The sequence below is a fragment of the Streptomyces sp. cg35 genome (assembly GCF_050410835.1).
Taxonomy (GTDB): Bacteria; Actinomycetota; Actinomycetes; order Streptomycetales; family Streptomycetaceae; genus Streptomyces.
In genome coordinates this window covers 1,902,370-1,919,821 of the sequence record NZ_CP191268.1, presented here as the reverse complement: position 1 = coordinate 1,919,821, position 17,452 = coordinate 1,902,370, and the positions used below count along the sequence as shown (strand labels likewise).

General features: G+C 70.4%; 17 protein-coding genes. 8 read left to right on the top strand and 9 right to left on the bottom strand.

Annotated elements, in window-relative coordinates:
* Positions 1–104 precede the first annotated feature (104 nt).
* Positions 105–1,268 (bottom strand): magnesium and cobalt transport protein CorA, encoded by a 1,164-nt coding sequence (locus ACQUQD_RS09010; protein WP_428951509.1) that lies wholly within the window; start codon positions 1,266–1,268, stop codon positions 105–107.
* A gap of 120 nt (positions 1,269–1,388) precedes the next feature.
* Here ACQUQD_RS09010 and ACQUQD_RS09005 point away from each other — a divergent pair, with 120 nt between their 5' ends.
* Positions 1,389–2,501, top strand: a complete 1,113-nt coding sequence (locus ACQUQD_RS09005) for a winged helix DNA-binding domain-containing protein (RefSeq protein ID WP_428951508.1) — start codon at positions 1,389–1,391, stop codon at positions 2,499–2,501.
* Between the two features lie 50 nt (positions 2,502–2,551).
* On the opposite strand, the gene ACQUQD_RS09000 is transcribed toward ACQUQD_RS09005, so the two are convergent.
* Both ACQUQD_RS09000 and ACQUQD_RS08995 read right to left on the bottom strand, forming a co-directional pair.
* Positions 2,552–3,196, bottom strand: a complete 645-nt coding sequence (locus ACQUQD_RS09000; RefSeq protein ID WP_428951507.1) for a LysE family translocator — start codon at positions 3,194–3,196, stop codon at positions 2,552–2,554.
* 145 nt (positions 3,197–3,341) lie between these two features.
* On the bottom strand, positions 3,342–4,175 hold the full coding sequence (locus ACQUQD_RS08995; protein ID WP_428951506.1) for a response regulator transcription factor: 834 nt from the start codon (positions 4,173–4,175) through the stop codon (positions 3,342–3,344).
* Between the two features lie 129 nt (positions 4,176–4,304).
* On the opposite strand from ACQUQD_RS08995, the gene ACQUQD_RS08990 reads away from it, so the two are divergent.
* Together ACQUQD_RS08990 and ACQUQD_RS08985 are read left to right on the top strand one after the other, a co-directional pair.
* Positions 4,305–5,996 carry an AMP-binding protein gene (locus tag ACQUQD_RS08990; protein ID WP_428951505.1) on the top strand — a complete coding sequence of 564 codons (1,692 nt, stop codon included), beginning with the start codon at positions 4,305–4,307 and terminating at the stop codon, positions 5,994–5,996.
* On the top strand, positions 5,993–7,606 hold the full coding sequence (locus ACQUQD_RS08985) for an AMP-binding protein (protein ID WP_428951504.1): 1,614 nt from the start codon (positions 5,993–5,995) through the stop codon (positions 7,604–7,606). Before ACQUQD_RS08990 ends, ACQUQD_RS08985 begins: the two co-directional genes overlap by 4 nt.
* Positions 7,607–7,626: 20 nt before the next feature.
* Here the strand turns inward: ACQUQD_RS08985 and ACQUQD_RS08980 are convergent, their stop codons facing one another.
* Together ACQUQD_RS08980 and ACQUQD_RS08975 are read right to left on the bottom strand one after the other, a co-directional pair.
* On the bottom strand, positions 7,627–8,133 hold the full coding sequence (locus tag ACQUQD_RS08980) for a GNAT family N-acetyltransferase (RefSeq protein WP_428951503.1): 507 nt from the start codon (positions 8,131–8,133) through the stop codon (positions 7,627–7,629).
* 26 nt (positions 8,134–8,159) lie between these two features.
* Complete coding sequence (locus ACQUQD_RS08975; protein WP_428951502.1) at positions 8,160–8,852, bottom strand: hypothetical protein; 693 nt, start codon at positions 8,850–8,852, stop codon at positions 8,160–8,162.
* 229 nt (positions 8,853–9,081) lie between these two features.
* Between ACQUQD_RS08975 and gcl the strand changes: the two genes are divergently transcribed.
* Positions 9,082–10,860: a glyoxylate carboligase gene (gene gcl / locus ACQUQD_RS08970; RefSeq protein ID WP_428957494.1), complete on the top strand. Its 1,779-nt coding sequence runs from the start codon at positions 9,082–9,084 to the stop codon at positions 10,858–10,860.
* Positions 10,861–10,950: 90 nt separating this feature from the next.
* Here gcl and ACQUQD_RS08965 read toward each other — a convergent pair whose 3' ends face one another.
* From ACQUQD_RS08965 to ACQUQD_RS08950, 4 genes are all read right to left on the bottom strand, one after another.
* A complete protein-coding gene (locus ACQUQD_RS08965) occupies positions 10,951–11,631 on the bottom strand; it encodes a DUF4232 domain-containing protein (RefSeq protein WP_428951501.1) in 681 nt (226 codons plus the stop codon).
* 517 nt (positions 11,632–12,148) lie between these two features.
* Entirely contained in the window at positions 12,149–13,606 is a 1,458-nt protein-coding gene (locus ACQUQD_RS08960; RefSeq protein ID WP_428951500.1) for a catalase, read from the bottom strand.
* Positions 13,607–13,812: 206 nt separating this feature from the next.
* On the bottom strand, positions 13,813–14,709 hold the full coding sequence (locus ACQUQD_RS08955; protein ID WP_428951499.1) for a 2-hydroxy-3-oxopropionate reductase: 897 nt from the start codon (positions 14,707–14,709) through the stop codon (positions 13,813–13,815).
* 47 nt (positions 14,710–14,756) lie between these two features.
* Positions 14,757–15,599: a TIM barrel protein gene (locus ACQUQD_RS08950; protein ID WP_428951498.1), complete on the bottom strand. Its 843-nt coding sequence runs from the start codon at positions 15,597–15,599 to the stop codon at positions 14,757–14,759.
* Positions 15,600–15,768: 169 nt separating this feature from the next.
* Here ACQUQD_RS08950 and ACQUQD_RS08945 point away from each other — a divergent pair, with 169 nt between their 5' ends.
* The 4 genes from ACQUQD_RS08945 to uraH all read left to right on the top strand — a co-directional run bounded on the left by ACQUQD_RS08945 (position 15,769) and on the right by uraH (position 17,451).
* A complete protein-coding gene (locus ACQUQD_RS08945) occupies positions 15,769–16,032 on the top strand; it encodes a hypothetical protein (protein WP_428951497.1) in 264 nt (87 codons plus the stop codon).
* Positions 16,029–16,397: a helix-turn-helix domain-containing protein gene (locus ACQUQD_RS08940; protein WP_428951496.1), complete on the top strand. Its 369-nt coding sequence runs from the start codon at positions 16,029–16,031 to the stop codon at positions 16,395–16,397. Before ACQUQD_RS08945 ends, ACQUQD_RS08940 begins: the two co-directional genes overlap by 4 nt.
* Before the next feature lie 149 nt (positions 16,398–16,546).
* Complete coding sequence (gene uraD, locus ACQUQD_RS08935) at positions 16,547–17,062, top strand: 2-oxo-4-hydroxy-4-carboxy-5-ureidoimidazoline decarboxylase (RefSeq protein ID WP_428951495.1); 516 nt, start codon at positions 16,547–16,549, stop codon at positions 17,060–17,062.
* A complete protein-coding gene (gene uraH / locus ACQUQD_RS08930) occupies positions 17,062–17,451 on the top strand; it encodes a hydroxyisourate hydrolase (RefSeq protein ID WP_428951494.1) in 390 nt (129 codons plus the stop codon). The genes uraD and uraH overlap by 1 nt, the downstream gene beginning before the upstream one ends.
* The last annotated feature ends 1 nt before the right edge of the window (position 17,452 follow it).

Sequence of the window (17,452 nt, the reverse complement as noted above, 5' to 3'; positions counted from 1 at the left end):
CCGCATCACTTCTCCCCAGGGGCTCCCCAGCGCCCCAAATCGGTGGTTTGTGAAGGAGCCGCAGAAGTAAACCATGTGCGCGGCGCGAGTGGGTCGGTCCCTCTCTAGAGCCAGTCCCGCCGCTTGAAAATAACGTACAAACCGGTACAGACAACCCCCATCAAGCCGATCGCGAAGGGGTATCCGAGGCTCCAGCTCAACTCGGGCATCCGCTCGAAGTTCATGCCGTAGATGGTTCCCACGAGTGTGGGTGCAAAGAGAATTGCGGCCCAAGCCGAAATCTTCTTGATCTCCTCGTTCTGCTCGAAGCCCGCCTCCGCCAGCGCCCGCATCTCCGCGTTCTGCTGCTGGGTCACCAGCGTCGCGTTCACCGTGAGGATGTCGGCGAGTGCCTGGCGGAAGCCGTCGACGCGTTCGCTGGTGTGGGTGACGTGGTCGGCGACGTCGCGCAGGTAGCGCTGGAGTTCCTCGTCCGTGCCGTACTTCGCGAAGCCCGCCATCAGAGCGTGCAGCATGCCGATCAGAGGGCGGGTCGCGCGCTGGAACTCGACTACTTCGCGGGAGAGTTCATAGATGCGGCGGGAGACCTCGGGGGCGCCGGAGAAGACCTCCGTCTCGATCTCGTCGATGTCGTTCTGGACGCCGTCGACGACCGGGACGTAGCCGTCGACGACCGCGTCCAGGATCGCGTAGAGGATCGCCTCCGGGCCCAGCTTGAGGAGTTCGGGGCTCGCTTCCATGCGGCGGCGCACGGCCGACAGGTCGGGGGCCGCGCCGTGCCGGACCGTGATGACGAAGTCCGCGCCGACGAAGACGTGCAGCTCCCCGAAGTCGACCTCCTCGGACGCGTCGAGGTAGCGGGCGGCGCGCAGCACGACGAAGAGGGTCTCGCCGTAGCGCTCCAGCTTCGGGCGCTGATGCGCCTCCAGGGCGTCCTCGACCGCGAGCTGGTGCAGGTCGAACTCGGTCGCCAGCGACTTCAGTTCGGCCTCGGTCGGACGGGCCAGACCGATCCAGGCCATGGTCCGAGGATGCGCGTGCAGCTGCCGGTACGTGTCCGTGAGGGTCTCGGGGTTCGCCACGCGCAGCCCGTCCCGGTACAGCGCCGTGTGCACGACGCTGTCCATCGACTCCTGCGGCCGTGACGTGTCGGCCGGCGGCGCCGCGGGCGGCTCGGCCGCCGGGCCCGGGGGCGTGCCCCGGCGCCAGGTGTAGCGGCGCGCACCGCCGCGCTGGTTCCTGCCCGGTCGCTCCTGCCGTCGCGGCATCGCCGCCTCCTTCCACCATCGGCTTCCAGGCAGCGTAACCAGACGTAACCAGCGAAGGTGGCGTGCCCCGGGAGCCAATCGAGGACAGCATCTGTCCTGGATGCCCGCTACCGTCCTCGTATGACGACGCAGCCGATGACCGTACGCGCCCTGGGCCGGGCCACCCTGCAGCGCCAACTTCTTTTGAGCCGGGCCTCGTTGGGTGTCGAGGAGGCCGTCGCGCACCTCGTCGGGCTCCAGGCGCAGGAGGTCCGGCCGCCGTACGTGACGCTCGCCGCCCGGCTCGACGGATTCACGCCCGGGGCGCTGTCCGAGGCCCTGGCCGAGCGGCGCGCGGCCCGCCTCGTCACGATGCGGTCCACGATCCATCTGCACACCGCCGAGGACTGCATGACGCTGCGTCCCCTCGTGCAGCCCGCGCGGGACCGGGAGCTGCACATGTTCCGCAAGGGGCTCGCCGGGGTGGACCTGACGCGGCTGTGCGCGCTGACCCGGGAGTACGTCGAGCAGGAGCCCCGCACCCCGAAGGAGCTGCGGGAACTGCTCCTGAAGGAGTGGCCCGACGCCGACCCGCAGTCCCTCTCGGTCGCCGCCCGCTGCTCGCTGCCGCTCGTCCAGGTCACCCCGCGCGGGCTGTGGCGGCGCAGCGGCGGGGTCCGGCTGACCACCGCCGAGCACTGGCTGGACCGGAAGCCCGAGGAGACACCCACACCCGACGCGACCGTGCTGCGCTACCTCGGCGCTTTCGGACCCGCCTCCGTGCGGGACTTCCAGCAGTGGGCGGGGCTGACCCGCACCAAGGAGGCCTTCGAGCGGCTGCGGCCCCGGCTCGTGACGTTCCGCGACGAGCACGGCGTCGAGCTGTTCGACCTGCCCGACGCGCCCCGCCCCGACGAGGACACCCCGGCACCGCCGCGGCTCCTCGCCGAGTACGACAACCTGCTGCTCTCGCACGCCGACCGCACCCGGGTCGTCCGGGACGCCGACCGGGCCCGCACCTGGCAGGGGAACCGGGCCTACTCCACGTTCCTCGTCGACGGCACGCTCGCCGGGCTGTGGGCCCTCAAGGAGGGCGGGCAGGGGAGTGCCGAAGGCAGCCCCCTCACCCTGGAGCCCTTCCGCGACCTCACCCGCGCCCAGCGCGACGAACTCGTCGCCGAGGCGGAGCGCACCGCCGCCGTCCTGGAGGCGCCCGGCGCGGTCACCGTGGACTTCGGCACCGTACGGCGGTAGGGCCGGCCCGGCGGATCAGGTCGCCGCGGCCCCGCCGCGGCCCACGGCCGTCAGTCCGCGCGGCCCGTCGCCGCGACCGTCACGCCCAGACCGATCAGCGCGAAGCCGCCCGTCCCGCCGATCAGCGACAGGCGCCGGTCCGAGCGCGCGAACCAGGAGCGCGCCGCGGACGCCGTCAGCCCCCACAGCGTGTCCGTGACCAGGCCGATGGAGATCGGCACCAGCCCCAGCAGCAGCATCTGCGCGGGCAGCCGGCCCGCGTCGTGGTTCACGAACTGCGGCAGCACCGCCGCGAAGAACACGATGCCCTTCGGATTCGTGACGCCCACCAGCACGCCGTCGAGCACGGTCCGCAGATCGCCGCGCGCCGGTCCGGCCGGACCACGTATGTCGGCCGCCTTCATCGCGTGCCGGTGCCGGAACGCCTGGATGCCCAGAAAGACGAGATACGCGGCGCCCGCCAGCTTCACCGCGAGGAACAGCCCGGCCGAGCGCTCCACCAGAGAGCCGATGCCGAGCGCCACCGCCACCACCAGCAGGTACGAGCCGACGACATTGCCGAGCGCCGTCGCCACCGCCGTGCGCCGCCCGTGCGCGAGCGCCCGGCCGATCACGAACAGCACGCTCGGGCCCGGAATCACGATCACCAGCAGCGACATCGCCGCGAACGCCAGGAACCGTTCCGTCGACACCATGGACCTCACCCCCACGCCATTGACGACCAGAAGCCATTCAAGACCAGACGTCATTCAAGACAGACGTCATTCAGGACCAGAAGCCATTGAAGACCATCCCACCGACCATCGGGTCCTGAAGGCCTCGCCCGGGCCACCGGAACGGCTACGGCAGCAGCCCCGCCCGTCGCGCCGCCACCACGGCCTCGCCCCGCGTGTGCGCCCCCAGCTTCCGCATGGCGGACCGCAGATAGCCCTTGACCGTCTCCGGGCGCAGGCCGAGCCGCTCGGCCGCCACCGCGTTCGTCGCGCCCGCCGCCACGCACGCCAGGACGTCCACCTCGCGCGGCGCGAGCACCACCGCGGCCTCCCGGGCCGGCGGCGCCGTCGCCGACGCCAGCCGGCCGCACACCGCCAGGAGCTCGGCGCGCAGCGCCGGGTCGACGATCCGCGGAGCCAGTGCCCGCAGCGCCCCGTGCGCCTCCCGGACCTCCTCCCACGCCCCGGCGCCCTCGGCCACCGGCGCGCTCGCCGCCGCCAGCAACGTCCGGGCCTCGTCCCGCACCACCAGCGCCTGCTCCACGTCACGGGCCGCCATCACCGCAGCGTTCAACGCCCGGTCGCCCAGCGGCTGGGCCGAACGCAGCGCCCCGTACAGCACCCCGCGCACCCGGCGGCGTACGACCACGGGAACCGCGAGGACCGAGCGCAGCCCCTCGGCCGCCACGGCGGCGTCGTACTCGTGGCTGATGTGCCGCGAGTCCTGGTAGTCGGTGACCGCGCAGGCCCTGGCCAGGGTGAGGGCCTTGCCGCCCAGCCCGTTGCCCGCCGCCACCGCGAGGCCGCGCAGCGCGTTCGTCGACGCGCCGCTCAGCTCGGCGATCCGTACCTGGCCCGCGCTCGGGGTGAGCCCGCCGAACGCCACGGGCAGGCCCGTGCCCCGGCGCAGCCGCACCAGCGCGGCGCGCATCTCGACCGCCTCTGCGGCTTCTGCGGTCACCCTCAATCTCCTCGCCGTGCTCCGTTCACCCCCGTTCGGGGGTGGTGAGACCTGCGTCACGGACTACACGATGGCAGACACGGTCCGCAATGACGCGGGTGCGGGACAAGAAGGATTCCAGGAGCGCACATGACGACGCCGAACGGCCCCACGCAGCAGTTCCGCACGGCCCGTGACTTCCTGCTGCAGCACGCCCAGGACTACGAGACGGCGTACGAGGGCTTCGCCTGGCCCCGGCCCGACCGGTTCAACTGGGCCCTCGACTGGTTCGACGTCATCGCCGAGGGCAACGAGCGGACCGCGCTGCACATCGTCGAGGAGGACGGCCGCGAGATCACCCTCTCGTTCGCCGAGATGTCGCTGCGCTCGGACCAGGTCGCCAACTGGCTGCGCGCCCGGGGCGTACGGGCGGGCGACCGGGTGCTGCTGATGCTCGGCAACCAGCAGGAACTGTGGATGACCATGCTCGCCGCGATGAAACTGCGCGCGGTCGTCATCCCGGCGACGCCGCTGCTGGGCCCGGAGGACCTGCGGGACCGGATCGAGCGGGGCCGCGCCGCCCACGTCATCGTGCGCACGGAGGACACGGCCAAGTTCGACGGCGTGTCCGGCGACTACACCCGGATCGCCGTCAAGCCGGCGGGCGCGGACCCCGTCCCCGGCTGGCTGGACTTCGACGACGCCTTCGGCGCGGCCGCCGCCTTCGAGCCCGACGGGGTCACGCTCGCCGACGACCCGCTGCTGCTGTACTTCACGTCCGGCACGACGGCCCGCCCCAAGCTCGTCGAGCACACTCATGTCTCCTACCCTGTCGGCCACTTGGCGACGATGTTCTGGATCGGCCTGCGCCCCGGCGACGTCCACCTGAACATCTCCTCGCCCGGCTGGGCCAAGCACGCCTGGTCGAACTTCTTCGCGCCGTGGAACGCCGAGGCGACCGTCTTCCTCTACAACTACACGCGCTTCGACGCGGGCAAGCTGATGGCCGCGATGGACCGAGCGGGCGTCACGTCGTTCTGCGCGCCGCCCACCGTGTGGCGCATGCTCATCCAGGCCGACCTCACCCAACTGGCCACGCCGCCACGGGAAGTGGTCGCCGCCGGAGAGCCGCTCAACCCCGAGGTCATCGAGCAGGTAAAGCGCTCCTGGGGCATCACCATCCGGGACGGCTTCGGGCAGACCGAGACGGCCGTGCAGGTCTCCAACAGCCCCGGCCAGCTGCTCAAGCCGGGCTCCATGGGCCGCCCCAGCCCCGGCTTCAAGGTGGAGCTGCTCGACCCGGTCACCGGTGAACCCGGCGCGGACGAGGGAGAGATCAGCCTCGACCTCGCCGCCCACCCCGTCGGTCTGATGGTCGGCTACCACGGAGACCCGGAGCGCACGGCCGAGGCGATGGCGGGCGGCTACTACCGCACCGGCGACATCGGATCCCGGGACGCCGACGGCTACCTGACGTACGTGGGCCGGTCCGACGACGTCTTCAAGGCCAGCGACTACAAGATCAGTCCCTTCGAGCTGGAGAGCGCGCTCCTGGAGCACGAGGCGGTCGCCGAGGCGGCGGTCGTGCCCGCGCCCGACACGCTCCGGCTCGCCGTCCCCAAGGCGTACGTCGTGCTCGCCGAAGGGATCGAACCCGGCCCGGACACCGCCAAGTTGCTCTTCGAGCACTCCCGGGCCGTCCTCGCTCCGTACAAGCGGCTGCGCCGCATCGAGTTCGCCGAGCTGCCCAAGACGGTCTCCGGCAAGATCCGCCGCATCGAGCTGCGCGAGCGCACCGCGCAGGGTTCCACCGCCGAGTACCGCGAGGAGGACTTCCGGTGACCACCGAGCTCTCGTACGCCCACGGCACCAGCACCACCCCGCTCCTCGGCGACACCATCGGCGGCAACCTCCAGCGGGCCGTCGAGACCTGGCCGGACCGGGAGGCCCTCGTCGACGTGCCGAGCGGACGACGCTGGACGTACGCCCAATTCGGCGCGGCGGTGGCGGAGTTGGCGCGCGGACTCCTCGCGCGCGGCGTCGCCAAGGGGGACCGCGTCGGCATCTGGGCGGTGAACTGCCCCGAGTGGGTCCTCGTCCAGTACGCGACGGCCCGCATCGGCGCCATCATGGTCAACATCAACCCGGCCTACCGCGCCCACGAGCTGGCGTACGTGCTGAAGCAGTCGGGCATCTCCGTGCTGATCTCGTCGACCGGGCACAAGGGCACCGACTACCGGGCGCTGGTCGGGGAAGTCGCCCCGGACTGCCCGCAGCTGCGCGAGCGCGTCTTCATCGGCGAGGAGAGCTGGGACGCCCTCGTCGAGGCCGCGTCGGCCGTCACGGACGACCGACTCGCGGCCCTGGAAGCCGAGTTGTCTTGCGACGACCCGGTCAACATCCAGTACACCTCCGGCACCACCGGCTTCCCGAAGGGCGCCACGCTCTCCCACCACAACATCCTCAACAACGGCTACTGGGTGGGCGAGACCGTCGGCTACAGCGAACAGGACCGCGTGTGCCTGCCCGTGCCCTTCTACCACTGCTTCGGCATGGTCATGGGAAACCTGGGGGCCACCACGCACGGCGCCTGCATCGTCATCCCCGCCCCCTCCTTCGAGCCGGCGACGACCCTGCGCGCCGTCCAGCAGGAGCGGTGCACGTCCCTGTACGGCGTGCCGACGATGTTCATCGCCGAGCTGAACCTGCCGGACTTCGCCTCGTACGACCTGTCGTCGCTGCGCACCGGCATCATGGCCGGCTCCCCGTGTCCCGCCGAGGTGATGAAGCGGGTCGTCGCCGAGATGCACATGGCCGAGGTGTCCATCTGCTACGGCATGACCGAGACCTCGCCCGTCTCGCTGCAGACCCGCCGCGACGACGACCTGGAACGCCGCACCGGCACCGTCGGCCGGGTCCTGCCGCACATCGAGGTCAAGGTGATCGACCCGGTCACCGGGGTGACCCTGCCCCGCGGCGAGCCCGGCGAGCTGTGCACCCGCGGCTACAGCGTGATGCTGGGCTACTGGGGCGAGCCGGAGAAGACCGCCGAGGCCGTCGACGCCGGGCGGTGGATGCACACCGGGGACCTCGCGGTGCTGCGCGAGGACGGCTACGCGCAGATCGTCGGCCGCATCAAGGACATGATCATCCGAGGCGGCGAGAACATCTACCCGCGCGAGATCGAGGAGTTCCTCTACGGGCACCCGAAGATCGCCGACGTGCAGGTGGTGGGCGTGCCGCACGAGAAGTACGGGGAAGAGGTCCTGGCCTGCGTGATCCTGCGCGATCCGGCCGACGGCCTCACCCTCGACGAGCTGCGCGCCTACTGCGACGAGCGGCTCGCGCGCTACAAGGTGCCGAGCCGTCTGCGGATCCTCGACTCTTTCCCGATGACGGTCAGTGGAAAAGTCCGGAAGGTGGAACTCCGCCAAGGGTACGGCGAGTTGTAGGACGTGAGAGGGAGCGGCCGCTACAGCTCACGACGCATACAGACCCTGGGCCACCGGTCCAGGCCGTGCTCAGCCTCCGCCGCGCGGATGTCGCGCAGCCCGGGGGTGAGGGCGGCCTCGGGAAGCCGGCGGAAGCCGAGACGCTCGTAGTAGGGGGCGTTCCACGGCACGTCGGCGAAGCTGGTCAGGGTGAGACCGGCCCGGCCCTGGTCGCGCGCGCAGTCGGCGGCGTACGCGATCAGGGCCCGGCCCATTCCCCGGCGGGCGGCGTCCGGATGCACGGTGACCTGCTCGATGTGGAAGGCGCCGTCGACCACCTCGCCGACGAGATACGCGGCCACCGTCCCGTCCTCCGCCACGGCGACCCAGGCGTGTCCCGCGCGCCGGTAGCGCTCCAGCTCCTCGACGGCGGGCGGCTCGTCATCGGCGACGGCGTCCATGCCCAGCGTGCGGAAGACGGCGCCCGCGGCGACCTCGATCTCCTGGAGGCGGGGCAGTTCGGCCGCGGTGGCGTTGCGAATGATCATCGGGCCAGTATCGCGGAGGGCTCCGCTCAGGCCCCGCTCGCGATCAGTTCGTCCGCGGGGCTGTTCACCGGCTGCGGCACCCCGGCGAGATCGAGGACGAACAGCGGGACGCCCAGTTCGTCCGCCCGGGCGGGGGCCCCGTCCGTGTACCCGGCGAGCGAGAAGAGCACGCAGGCCGCCGACTCCGTCATCGACTGGAGCCACAGGCACTCCACGTCGCGCACCGTCGCGGGCCGTACCGACGGCTCGACCTGGGCGACGACTCCGCGCGCGGCGAGGCCGATCCCGGACGACGGACGCTGGTCGGCACGCCGTACGTCGCGGTAGCCGAGCCAGCCCAGATACAGCGCGGCCGCGGTCACCGCGTCGCGCGCGGTGCGGATGGGGACGGGCTGGAACGCGGGCCGCGGCGCGGGCGCCGTCCGCGGCAGCGGTATGTGGGACGGAGCGGGGGCCTGGTCGCTCTGGACCGGGACGCGCAGCAGGGTGCCGCAGTCGCAGCCCAGTTCCGGCCGGGGCCAGCGGTCGTGGCGCCCGCACATGGGGCAGCGCAGCGTGACCCAGTCGTCGGCCCAGGTGCGGGCGCTGACCGGCTCGGGCTCGGCGCCCCGCAGCAGCGGCGGGGCGACAGGGGCACCGCATGCGCAGGGCAGCACCGCGGGCGCGTAGAGGTGCTCCCGCCGACAGGCCGGACACCGAACGCGCACTGGCTCTGCCATGCCACACCCCCCTGGGCCCCGCGATGCCGGATCGACGTGAGTCTCATCATCCACCTTGACGGCCTCCGAGACCCCCCTCTACATTGCTTCCATATAGCAGAACATACTTTCCGCATTATGGAAGTACGGAATTCAGAGCTCGCCGCGGGGCGCGACGGGAGCGCGAATCCGACAGCCGGACACAGACGTACTCAGTCACAGCAGAAGTCGGGAGCACCTCATGGCTCGAATGACCGCCGCCCGCGCGGCCGTTGAGATCCTCAAGCGCGAAGGCGTCAGCAACGCGTTCGGCGTGCCCGGTGCCGCCATCAACCCCTTCTACAAGGAGCTCAAGGCGAGCGGCGGCATCGACCACACGCTCGCCCGCCACGTCGAGGGCGCCTCGCACATGGCCGAGGGCTACACCCGTGCCAACCCGGGCAACATCGGGGTGTGCATCGGTACGTCCGGCCCGGCCGGCACCGACATGATCACCGGCCTGTACTCCGCCATCGGTGACTCCATCCCGATCCTGTGCATCACGGGCCAGGCGCCCACGCACCTGATCCACAAGGAGGACTTCCAGGCCGTCGACATCTCCTCGATCGCCAAGCCGGTCGCGAAGATGGCGGTCACGGTCCTGGAGGCCGCGCAGGTCCCCGGCGTCTTCCAGCAGGCGTTCCACCTGATGCGCTCGGGCCGTCCCGGGCCGGTCCTCATCGACCTGCCGATCGACGTCCAGCAGACCGAGATCGAGTTCGACCCGGAGACGTACGAGCCGCTGCCGGTCTACAAGCCGGCCGCGACCCGCGCCCAGATCGAGAAGGCGATCGGCCTCCTCCTGGAGTCCGAGCGGCCGCTGATCGTCGCGGGTGGCGGCATCATCAACGCCGACGCGAGCGACCTGCTGGTCGAGTTCGCCGAGATCACGAACACGCCCGTCGTGCCGACCCTCATGGGCTGGGGCACCATCCCGGACGACCACGACCTGAACGCGGGCATGGTCGGACAGCAGACCGGCCACCGCTACGGCAACGCCACGTTCCTGGAATCGGACTTCGTCCTCGGCATCGGCAACCGCTGGGCCAACCGCCACACCGGCTACAAGCTCGACGTCTACCGCGGCGAGCGGAAGTTCGTGCACGTCGACATCGAGCCGACCCAGATCGGCAAGATCTTCGCGCCGGACTACGGGATCACCTCCGACGCCAAGGTCGCCCTCGAACTCTTCGTCGAGGTCGCCAAGGAGCTGAAGGCCGAGGGCAAGCTGCCCGACCGCGGCGCCTGGGTCGCCTCGCACCTGGAGCGCAAGGAGACCCTCCTGCGCCGTACGCACTTCGACGACATCCCCATGAAGCCGCAGCGCGTCTACGAGGAGATGAACAAGGCGTTCGGCAAGGACACCCGGTACGTCACGACGATCGGCCTCTCGCAGATCGCCGGCGCCCAGATGCTGCACGTCTACAAGCCGCGCCACTGGATCAACTGCGGCCAGGCCGGCCCGCTCGGCTGGACCATCCCGGCCGCGCTCGGCGTCGCCAAGGCCGACCCGGACACCCAGGTCGTCGCCCTCTCCGGCGACTACGACTTCCAGTTCATGATCGAGGAGCTGGCGGTCGGCGCGCAGCACCGCATCCCGTACGTGCACGTCCTGGTGAACAACGCCTACCTGGGCCTGATCCGCCAGGCCCAGATCGGCCTCGACATCAACTTCCAGGTCAACCTGGAGTTCGAGAACCAGAACAGCCCCGAGCTCGGCGTCTACGGCGTCGACCACGTCAAGGTCGCCGAGGGCCTGGGTTGCAAGGCGATCCGGGTCACCGACCCGAACGAGCTGGGCGAGGCCCTGGAGCGGGCCAAGAAGCTCGCCCAGGACCACCAGGTCCCCGTCGTCGTCGAGGCGATCCTGGAGCGCATCACCAACATCTCGATGAGCCCCACCGCCGACATCAGCGCGGTCAAGGAGTTCGAGGAGATCGCGACGGAGCCGGGCCACGCGCCCACGTCGATCCGTCCGCTGAAGGTCTGACCCGACCCACGCGAAAGAAGGGGGCGGGCCACCGGTTCATCGAACCGGTGGCCCGCCCCCTTTTCTTCTTGTGCCGTCGGCCCCGGCCGCCTACCGCATCAGAATCCGCTCGATCTCCTGCCGCTCGAGGTTCCAGTACGTGACGTGGGGGTGCGGCCCGACGTTGGCGCCGCCCGAGGGCGCCCGGACGTCGAGCGCGGCCACATCGCGGTTGCTGCCCGGCGCGCGGTCCTGGTAGCCGATGCCGAACTGCTCCACGGCGTTGCCGGTCCGCTCGCCCGCCCGGAAGAGGTGCACCCCCGCGTACGCCTTCTGGTGCGGTGCGAGCGTCGCGAGCGCCCGCGGCTCGCTGCCGAGCGAGGGGACCGGCACGTCGGAGTCGCGGAAGTACACGTACGGGTAGTGGTAGAGCGTGCAGGTCCTGCCGGTGACGTTGGTGGCCGTGATCAGCATGTTCTGGCCCGAGTCCATCCGCCAGTACGACGTGCTGATCGACAGGTCCGGGTCGGAGCAGGCGGGGCTCGCGGAGGCGGGCGTGCCGGCCGGGCTCGTGCCCGGCGCGGAGGAGCCCGTGGGGGCGGCGGACGCGGACGGCGCGGCGGAGGCCGACGGAGCGGCGGAGGAGGCCGTGGGCGACGGTGCCGCGGAGGTGGCGCTGCCGTTCGCCCCGTCGCGCGTGTCGTCCGGGCCGCAGGCCGCGGTGGACAGGAGCGCGACGACGGCCACGGCTCCCAGCAGGCAGGTTCTCCAGGTCTTGCGGGCAGCATGCATGGTGGTCCCCCGTACGGTCAGTGGATGGCCCCGGTCTCGCCGGCCAGCGGGATTCTGCCCGGCGGGCTCGCCGAATCCCGCCCGCGCACAGGACTGTTACCGATCAGGGACGCCTCTGTGCAGGTGCGCCCCGGGGCATGCCGAAAGCCCCGGGTACGGACCGTCGTACCCGGGGCTGGTTCGGGAGGTTGCTGCCGTCCGACGGCACGCGACTGGCGATACATGCATGCGCGCCGCCGGACGGATTCCGTTGTCCCGTCAGGGAGTTGGCTGGGACCGCGGCGGCTGTCGTGCTCTGCGACAGCTCCTCGGACCGCCCTTCCTCAGGTCGAAAGGGGGGCCGGGGAACCTTCACCACCGCACTGGCTCGCACGAGCACGGGCCGCCGCGGTCCTCGTCCTCCCGCGCCCACCGGCAGACCACCCCTCATCCGGGTCGTGCCAGTGGTGCGGGCTTGTGCGTACGGAGCTGACCTCCCGTCAAACCCCGTACGCAGTATGGGGGTTATCTCGAAGGACTAGTCCTCGCGCAGGGCGCGGACCGCCTCCTCCACGCGCTTGCCGTAGTCGGCGTCGGCGGCGTGGAAGTGGGCGAGGTTCTTCTCCACGATGTCGTCGCGCGAGACCTGGGAGAGACCGCCGGCGATGTTCGCCACCAGACGCCCCTTCTCGTCCTCCGACATCAGGCGGTACAGCTCGCCCGCCTGGAAGAAGTCGTCGTCCTTGGTGTGGGCCGGGGCCTCGTGCGTCCCCGTGTAACCGGAGACGGCGAGCGGCGCGGCGAGCGCGCGGCCGGTCTCGACGGGGCCGTCGAAGGAGTTCGGCTCGTAGTTCTTGCGGCTGCGGGCGTAGGCGTTGGCGGCCATGACGCCGTCGCGGCCGTAGTTGTCGGCCTTGGTCGCCTTCGGCGCGTTCACCGCGAGCTGGGTGTGGTTGACGCCCAGGCGGTAGCGGTGCGCGTCCGCGTAGGCGAACAGCCGGCCCTGGAGCATCTTGTCCGGCGACGGGCCGATGCCCGGCACGAAGTTGTTCGGCGAGAACGCGGCCTGCTCGACCTCGGCGAAGACGTTGTCCGGGTTGCGGTCGAGGACCAGGCGGCCCACGCGCTGCAGCGGGTAGTCCTTGTGCGGCCACACCTTGGTGAGGTCGAACGGGTTGAAGCGGTAGTCCGCCACCTCGGCCGCCGGCATGATCTGCACGTACAGCGTCCAGGACGGGTTCACACCGCGCTCGATGGCCTGCAGCAGGTCCGTCTGGTGCGAGTTGGCGTCCTTGCCCGCGAGCTCGGCGCCCTGCTCGGCCGAGAGGCAGCGGATGCCCTGGTTCGTCTTGAAGTGGTACTTCACGAAGAAGGCTTCGCCCTGCTCGTTCGTCCACTGGTAGGTGTGCGAGCCGTAGCCGTTCATGTGGCGGTACGACGCGGGGATGCCGCGGTCGCCCATCAGCCAGGTGATCTGGTGCGTGGCCTCGGGGGCGTGCGCCCAGAAGTCCCAGACGTTCTCCGGCTCCTGCTTGCCCGTGAACGGGTCGCGCTTCTGGGAGTGGATGAAGTCGGGGAACTTCAGCGGGTCCTTGATGAAGAACACCGGGGTGTTGTTGCCGACGAGGTCGTAGTTGCCCTCTTCGGTGTAGAACTTCACCGCGAAGCCGCGCGGGTCACGGACGGCGTCCGCGCCACCGAGGTTGTCGGCCACGGTCGAGAAGCGCAGGAAGAGCTCGGTGCGCTTGCCGATCGTGGAGAGGAAGTCGGCGTACGTGTAGTCGGTGACGTCGTCGGTCACCTCGAAGTAGCCGTACGCGCCGGAGCCACGGGCGTGCACCACGCGCTCCGGGATGCGCTCGCGGTTGAAGCGGGCGAGCTTCTCCAGGAGGTGCTGGTCCTGGAGCAGGATCGGGCCGCCCACGCCTGCGGTGGCGGAGTTCTGGTTGTCGGCGACAGGGGCGCCGGACTCGGTCGTGAGCACACGCTTCGGCATTATTCGAGGCGACCTTCCGTGCAGTGGCTGCTGACTGTGTGGGGGAGCGTAAGGACCCCTGAACTGCTGCGTCAACAGTTTGTTGAAGTTATGGGCGTACTTCGTTCAACTTTTTGTTGAAAGAAAAGCATGGGTTCCGGGCCGCGGCGACGCCTGGGCGCGACAGGACAGGTGTCAGCGCCGCCGCGGCCCGGAAGTCTCGAGGGTCAGGCCACCTGGTTGCCGGAGAGGCGCTCGACCGAGCGCAGCAGCGCGGAGTGGTCCAGGCCGCCGTCGCCCTGGGCGCGCAGCGAGGCGACCAGCTGGGCGACCACACCGCCGACGGGCAGGGCCGCGCCGACGTTGCGGGCGGCGTCGGTGACGATGCCCATGTCCTTGTGGTGCAGGTCGATGCGGAAGCCCGGCTTGAAGTCCCGGTTCAGGAAGTTGTCCTTCTTGCGGGTCAGCACGGTGGAGCCGGCGAGCCCGCCGTTGAGGACGTCGAGCGCGGCCTTCAGGTCCACGCCGGACTTCTCCAGGAAGACCACGGCCTCGGCGCACGCCTGGATGTTCACGGCGACGATCAGCTGGTTGGCGGCCTTCACGGTCTGGCCCGAGCCGTGCGGACCGCACAGCACGATGGTCTTGCCAAGGGCCTCCAGGAGCGGCTTGGCCTCGTCGAAGTCGGCCTGCTCACCGCCGACCATGATGGACAGCACGGCCTCGATGGCGCCGGCCTCGCCGCCGGAGACGGGGGCGTCCAGGACGCGGATGCCCTTCTCCTTGCCGGCCGCGGCCAGGTCGACCGAGGTCTGCGGGGTGATCGACGACATGTCGACGATCAGGGCGCCCGACTTCGCGTTCTCCAGGATGCCCTCGGGGCCGTAGGAGATCGCCTCGACCTGCGGGGAGGCCGGGACCATGGTGACGATCACGTCGGCGTCCCGGACGGCGTCGGCGATCGACTTCACGGCCGTGCCGCCGGCGGCGGCCAGGCGGTCCAGCTTGTCCTGCTCCAGGGTGAAGCCCGTGACGTCGTAACCGGCCTTGATCAGGTTCTCCGCCATGGGCGAACCCATGATGCCGAGACCGATCCACGCGACCTTGGGGAGGTTGTTGCTCATGAGGGTGACTCCAAAAGCTCTGGTACGTCGATGGGGTGGCGCGCGGTTCAGTGACGCGCGGCGCGGGCCTCGTGCGGCAGCCAGCCGAAGGACTCGGCGCTCGGGGCGTCGCCCGGCTTGTACTCCAGGCCCACGTAGCCCTCGTAACCGGCCTTCTTGAGCTGGTCGAGGAGCTCTTCGAGCGGCAGCGAGCCGGTGCCCGGCGCACCGCGGCCCGGGTTGTCGGCGATCTGCACGTGCGCGGTCTTGTCGGCGTAGGCGCTGATGACGCCCGGCAGGTCCTCGCCGTTCATGGACAGGTGGTACAGGTCCATGAGGAACTTGGCGTTGCCGAGGCCGGTCGCCGCGTTCACCTTGTCCACGATCTCGATCGCCTTGGGGGCGCTCACGATCGGGCAGGCGGGCGACTCCGGCTTGTTCAGCGCCTCGATCAGGAGCACGGCGCCGACGCGGTCGGCCGCGCGGGCCGCCAGCACCAGGTTCTCCAGGGCGAGTTCGTCCTGGACGGCCGGGTCCACGCCCTCCACGCGGTTGCCGTACAGCGCGTTCAGTGCCGTGCAGCCGAGGGACTGCGCGAAGTCGGCCGCGATGTCGAGGTTGGTGCGGAACTTCTCGCTCTCCTCGCCGGGGACCGACAGGGCGCCCCGGTCCGGTCCCGGCAGCCGGCCGGCGTAGAAGTTCAGCCCGGTCAGCTGGACGCCGGCGTCCTTGATCGCGTCACGCAGGGCGTCGAGCTCGGACTGCTCGGGGACAGGGGCGTCGACCCAGGGCCACCACAGCTCGACCGCGGTGAAGCCGGCCGCGGCGGCGGCCGCGGGACGCTCCAGGAGCGGGAGTTCCGTGAAGAGGATCGACAGGTTGACGTTGAAGCGCTGGTCTGCGAATCCCATCGGGGTCGGCGCTCCCTTCTGGTTCGTGTTCCGCATGGTCTAGCTCCGCGTTGCTGTCTAGTTCCGTATTGCGGAAGTTCGTTTCTGCTTGATGGAAGGTTGCCTGCGATCCGGGGGAGCTGTCAAGAGGGGCTGCCGGAAAAACGCCGATCGGGATTAGGTTGGCCCCGTGCGATTGAGAGTGGAGTTCACGACCGAACCCTTCGACCTCGACGAGGCGCCGCCCCATGCGGTCGTCGCCCGGGACGTCGTCCAGGGGGCCGACCTGGACGCGGTCGACGTCGGCCCGTTCGGCAACACCGCCGAAGGGGAGGCCGGCCGCGTGCTCACCGCGGTCGACGCGCTGCTGCGGCAGGCACTGGAGGCGGGGGCCACCCGGGTCTCGCTCCAGGTGAACGTGATCGACGGTGAGTCGGGGGAGGGGGATAAGTGACCGGTCTGGGGGACGAGCCCTTCGTCCGGGCGGTCAAGCCGCTCGTCGACGCCATGGGGGCCGAGATGCTGCCGCCGAGCGAGGCGGCCAAGGACGACGTCGTGCTGAGCTGGGAGGGCGCCGAGGTGATAGCCGTGCGGTTGCCCCAGCTGGCCGACTCGCTCGATCACATTCTGGCCGCCATGGAGCGCAAGGAGGGCAAACCCCTCGCCGAGCTCGACCGCAAGGAGAAGCAGGAGGTCGTCCGCGTGCTGGAGGCGCGCGGCGCGTTCTCCGTGCGGCACGGGGTGGAAACCGTGGCCGGGGCGCTCGGGGTTTCCCGATTCACCGTGTACAACTACCTCAACCGCGAGAAGGCCACCTGACCTGCGGTGACTCCGTGGTCACCGAACCGCCGTCCGGATACCGGACGGCGGTTTTTGTAACTCCAAGTTTTCAACAAAGTGTTGACGCGGTGTTTCCGAGGGCGTTAGCTATCCGCAGCCCGTCCAGCACAAGGCCACGGAGGCACCCCGTGACTTCAGGTACGACACCGGGTCTCACCCGGTTCAACACCTCGGACGAGAGCACGGCCCAGGCCGAGCTCCACGAGGTGTGTGCTTCATCGGCGTGGGGGAGCAAGCTCCTCGCCCAGCGCCCCTTCGCCACCACCGAGTCCCTCTTCGGGGCCAGCGACGCCGCGATGGCCGAGCTCACCGCCGAGGACCTCGCCGAGGCGATGGCGGGGCACCCGCCGATCGGCCGCCCGAAGCCCGGCGACCCGACCTCGTCGCGCGAGCAGCGCGGCATGGCGGGGGCCTCCGAGGAGCTCAAGGCGGAGATGCTCGAACAGAACCTGGCCTACCAGGACCGGTTCGGACATGTCTTCCTCATCTGCGCCACCGGCGCGAGCGCGGAGCAGATGCTCGCCGCGCTCAGGACGCGGATCGGCAACACGCCCGAACAGGAGCGGGAGATCGTCCGCACCGAACTGGGCAAGATCAACCGCATCCGCCTCACCCGCCTCGTAGAAGAAGGGGACAACGCCTGATGAGCACCGAGACCACAGCGTCGGTGTCCACGCACATCCTGGACACCAGCATCGGACGCCCCGCCGAGGGCGTCGTCATCTCCCTTGCGGCGCGCGCCGGTTCGGGCGCCGCGTGGGTGGCGCTCGGCGGTTCGGCGACCGATGCGGACGGGCGCTGCAAGGACCTCCCGGCCCTGCCGGAGGGAACCACCCACGTCCGTCTCGACTTCGAGACGGAGGCGTATTTCGACAAGAAGCAAGCCGATGCGCAGCAGGACGCCCCCGCGAATCGGGACAGCGACACGTTCTTCCCGGAGGTGGCGATCACGTTCGCCGTCAAGCCGGGCGAGCACTACCACGTGCCGCTGCTGCTCAACCCGTTCGGCTACTCCGTTTACCGAGGGAGCTAGC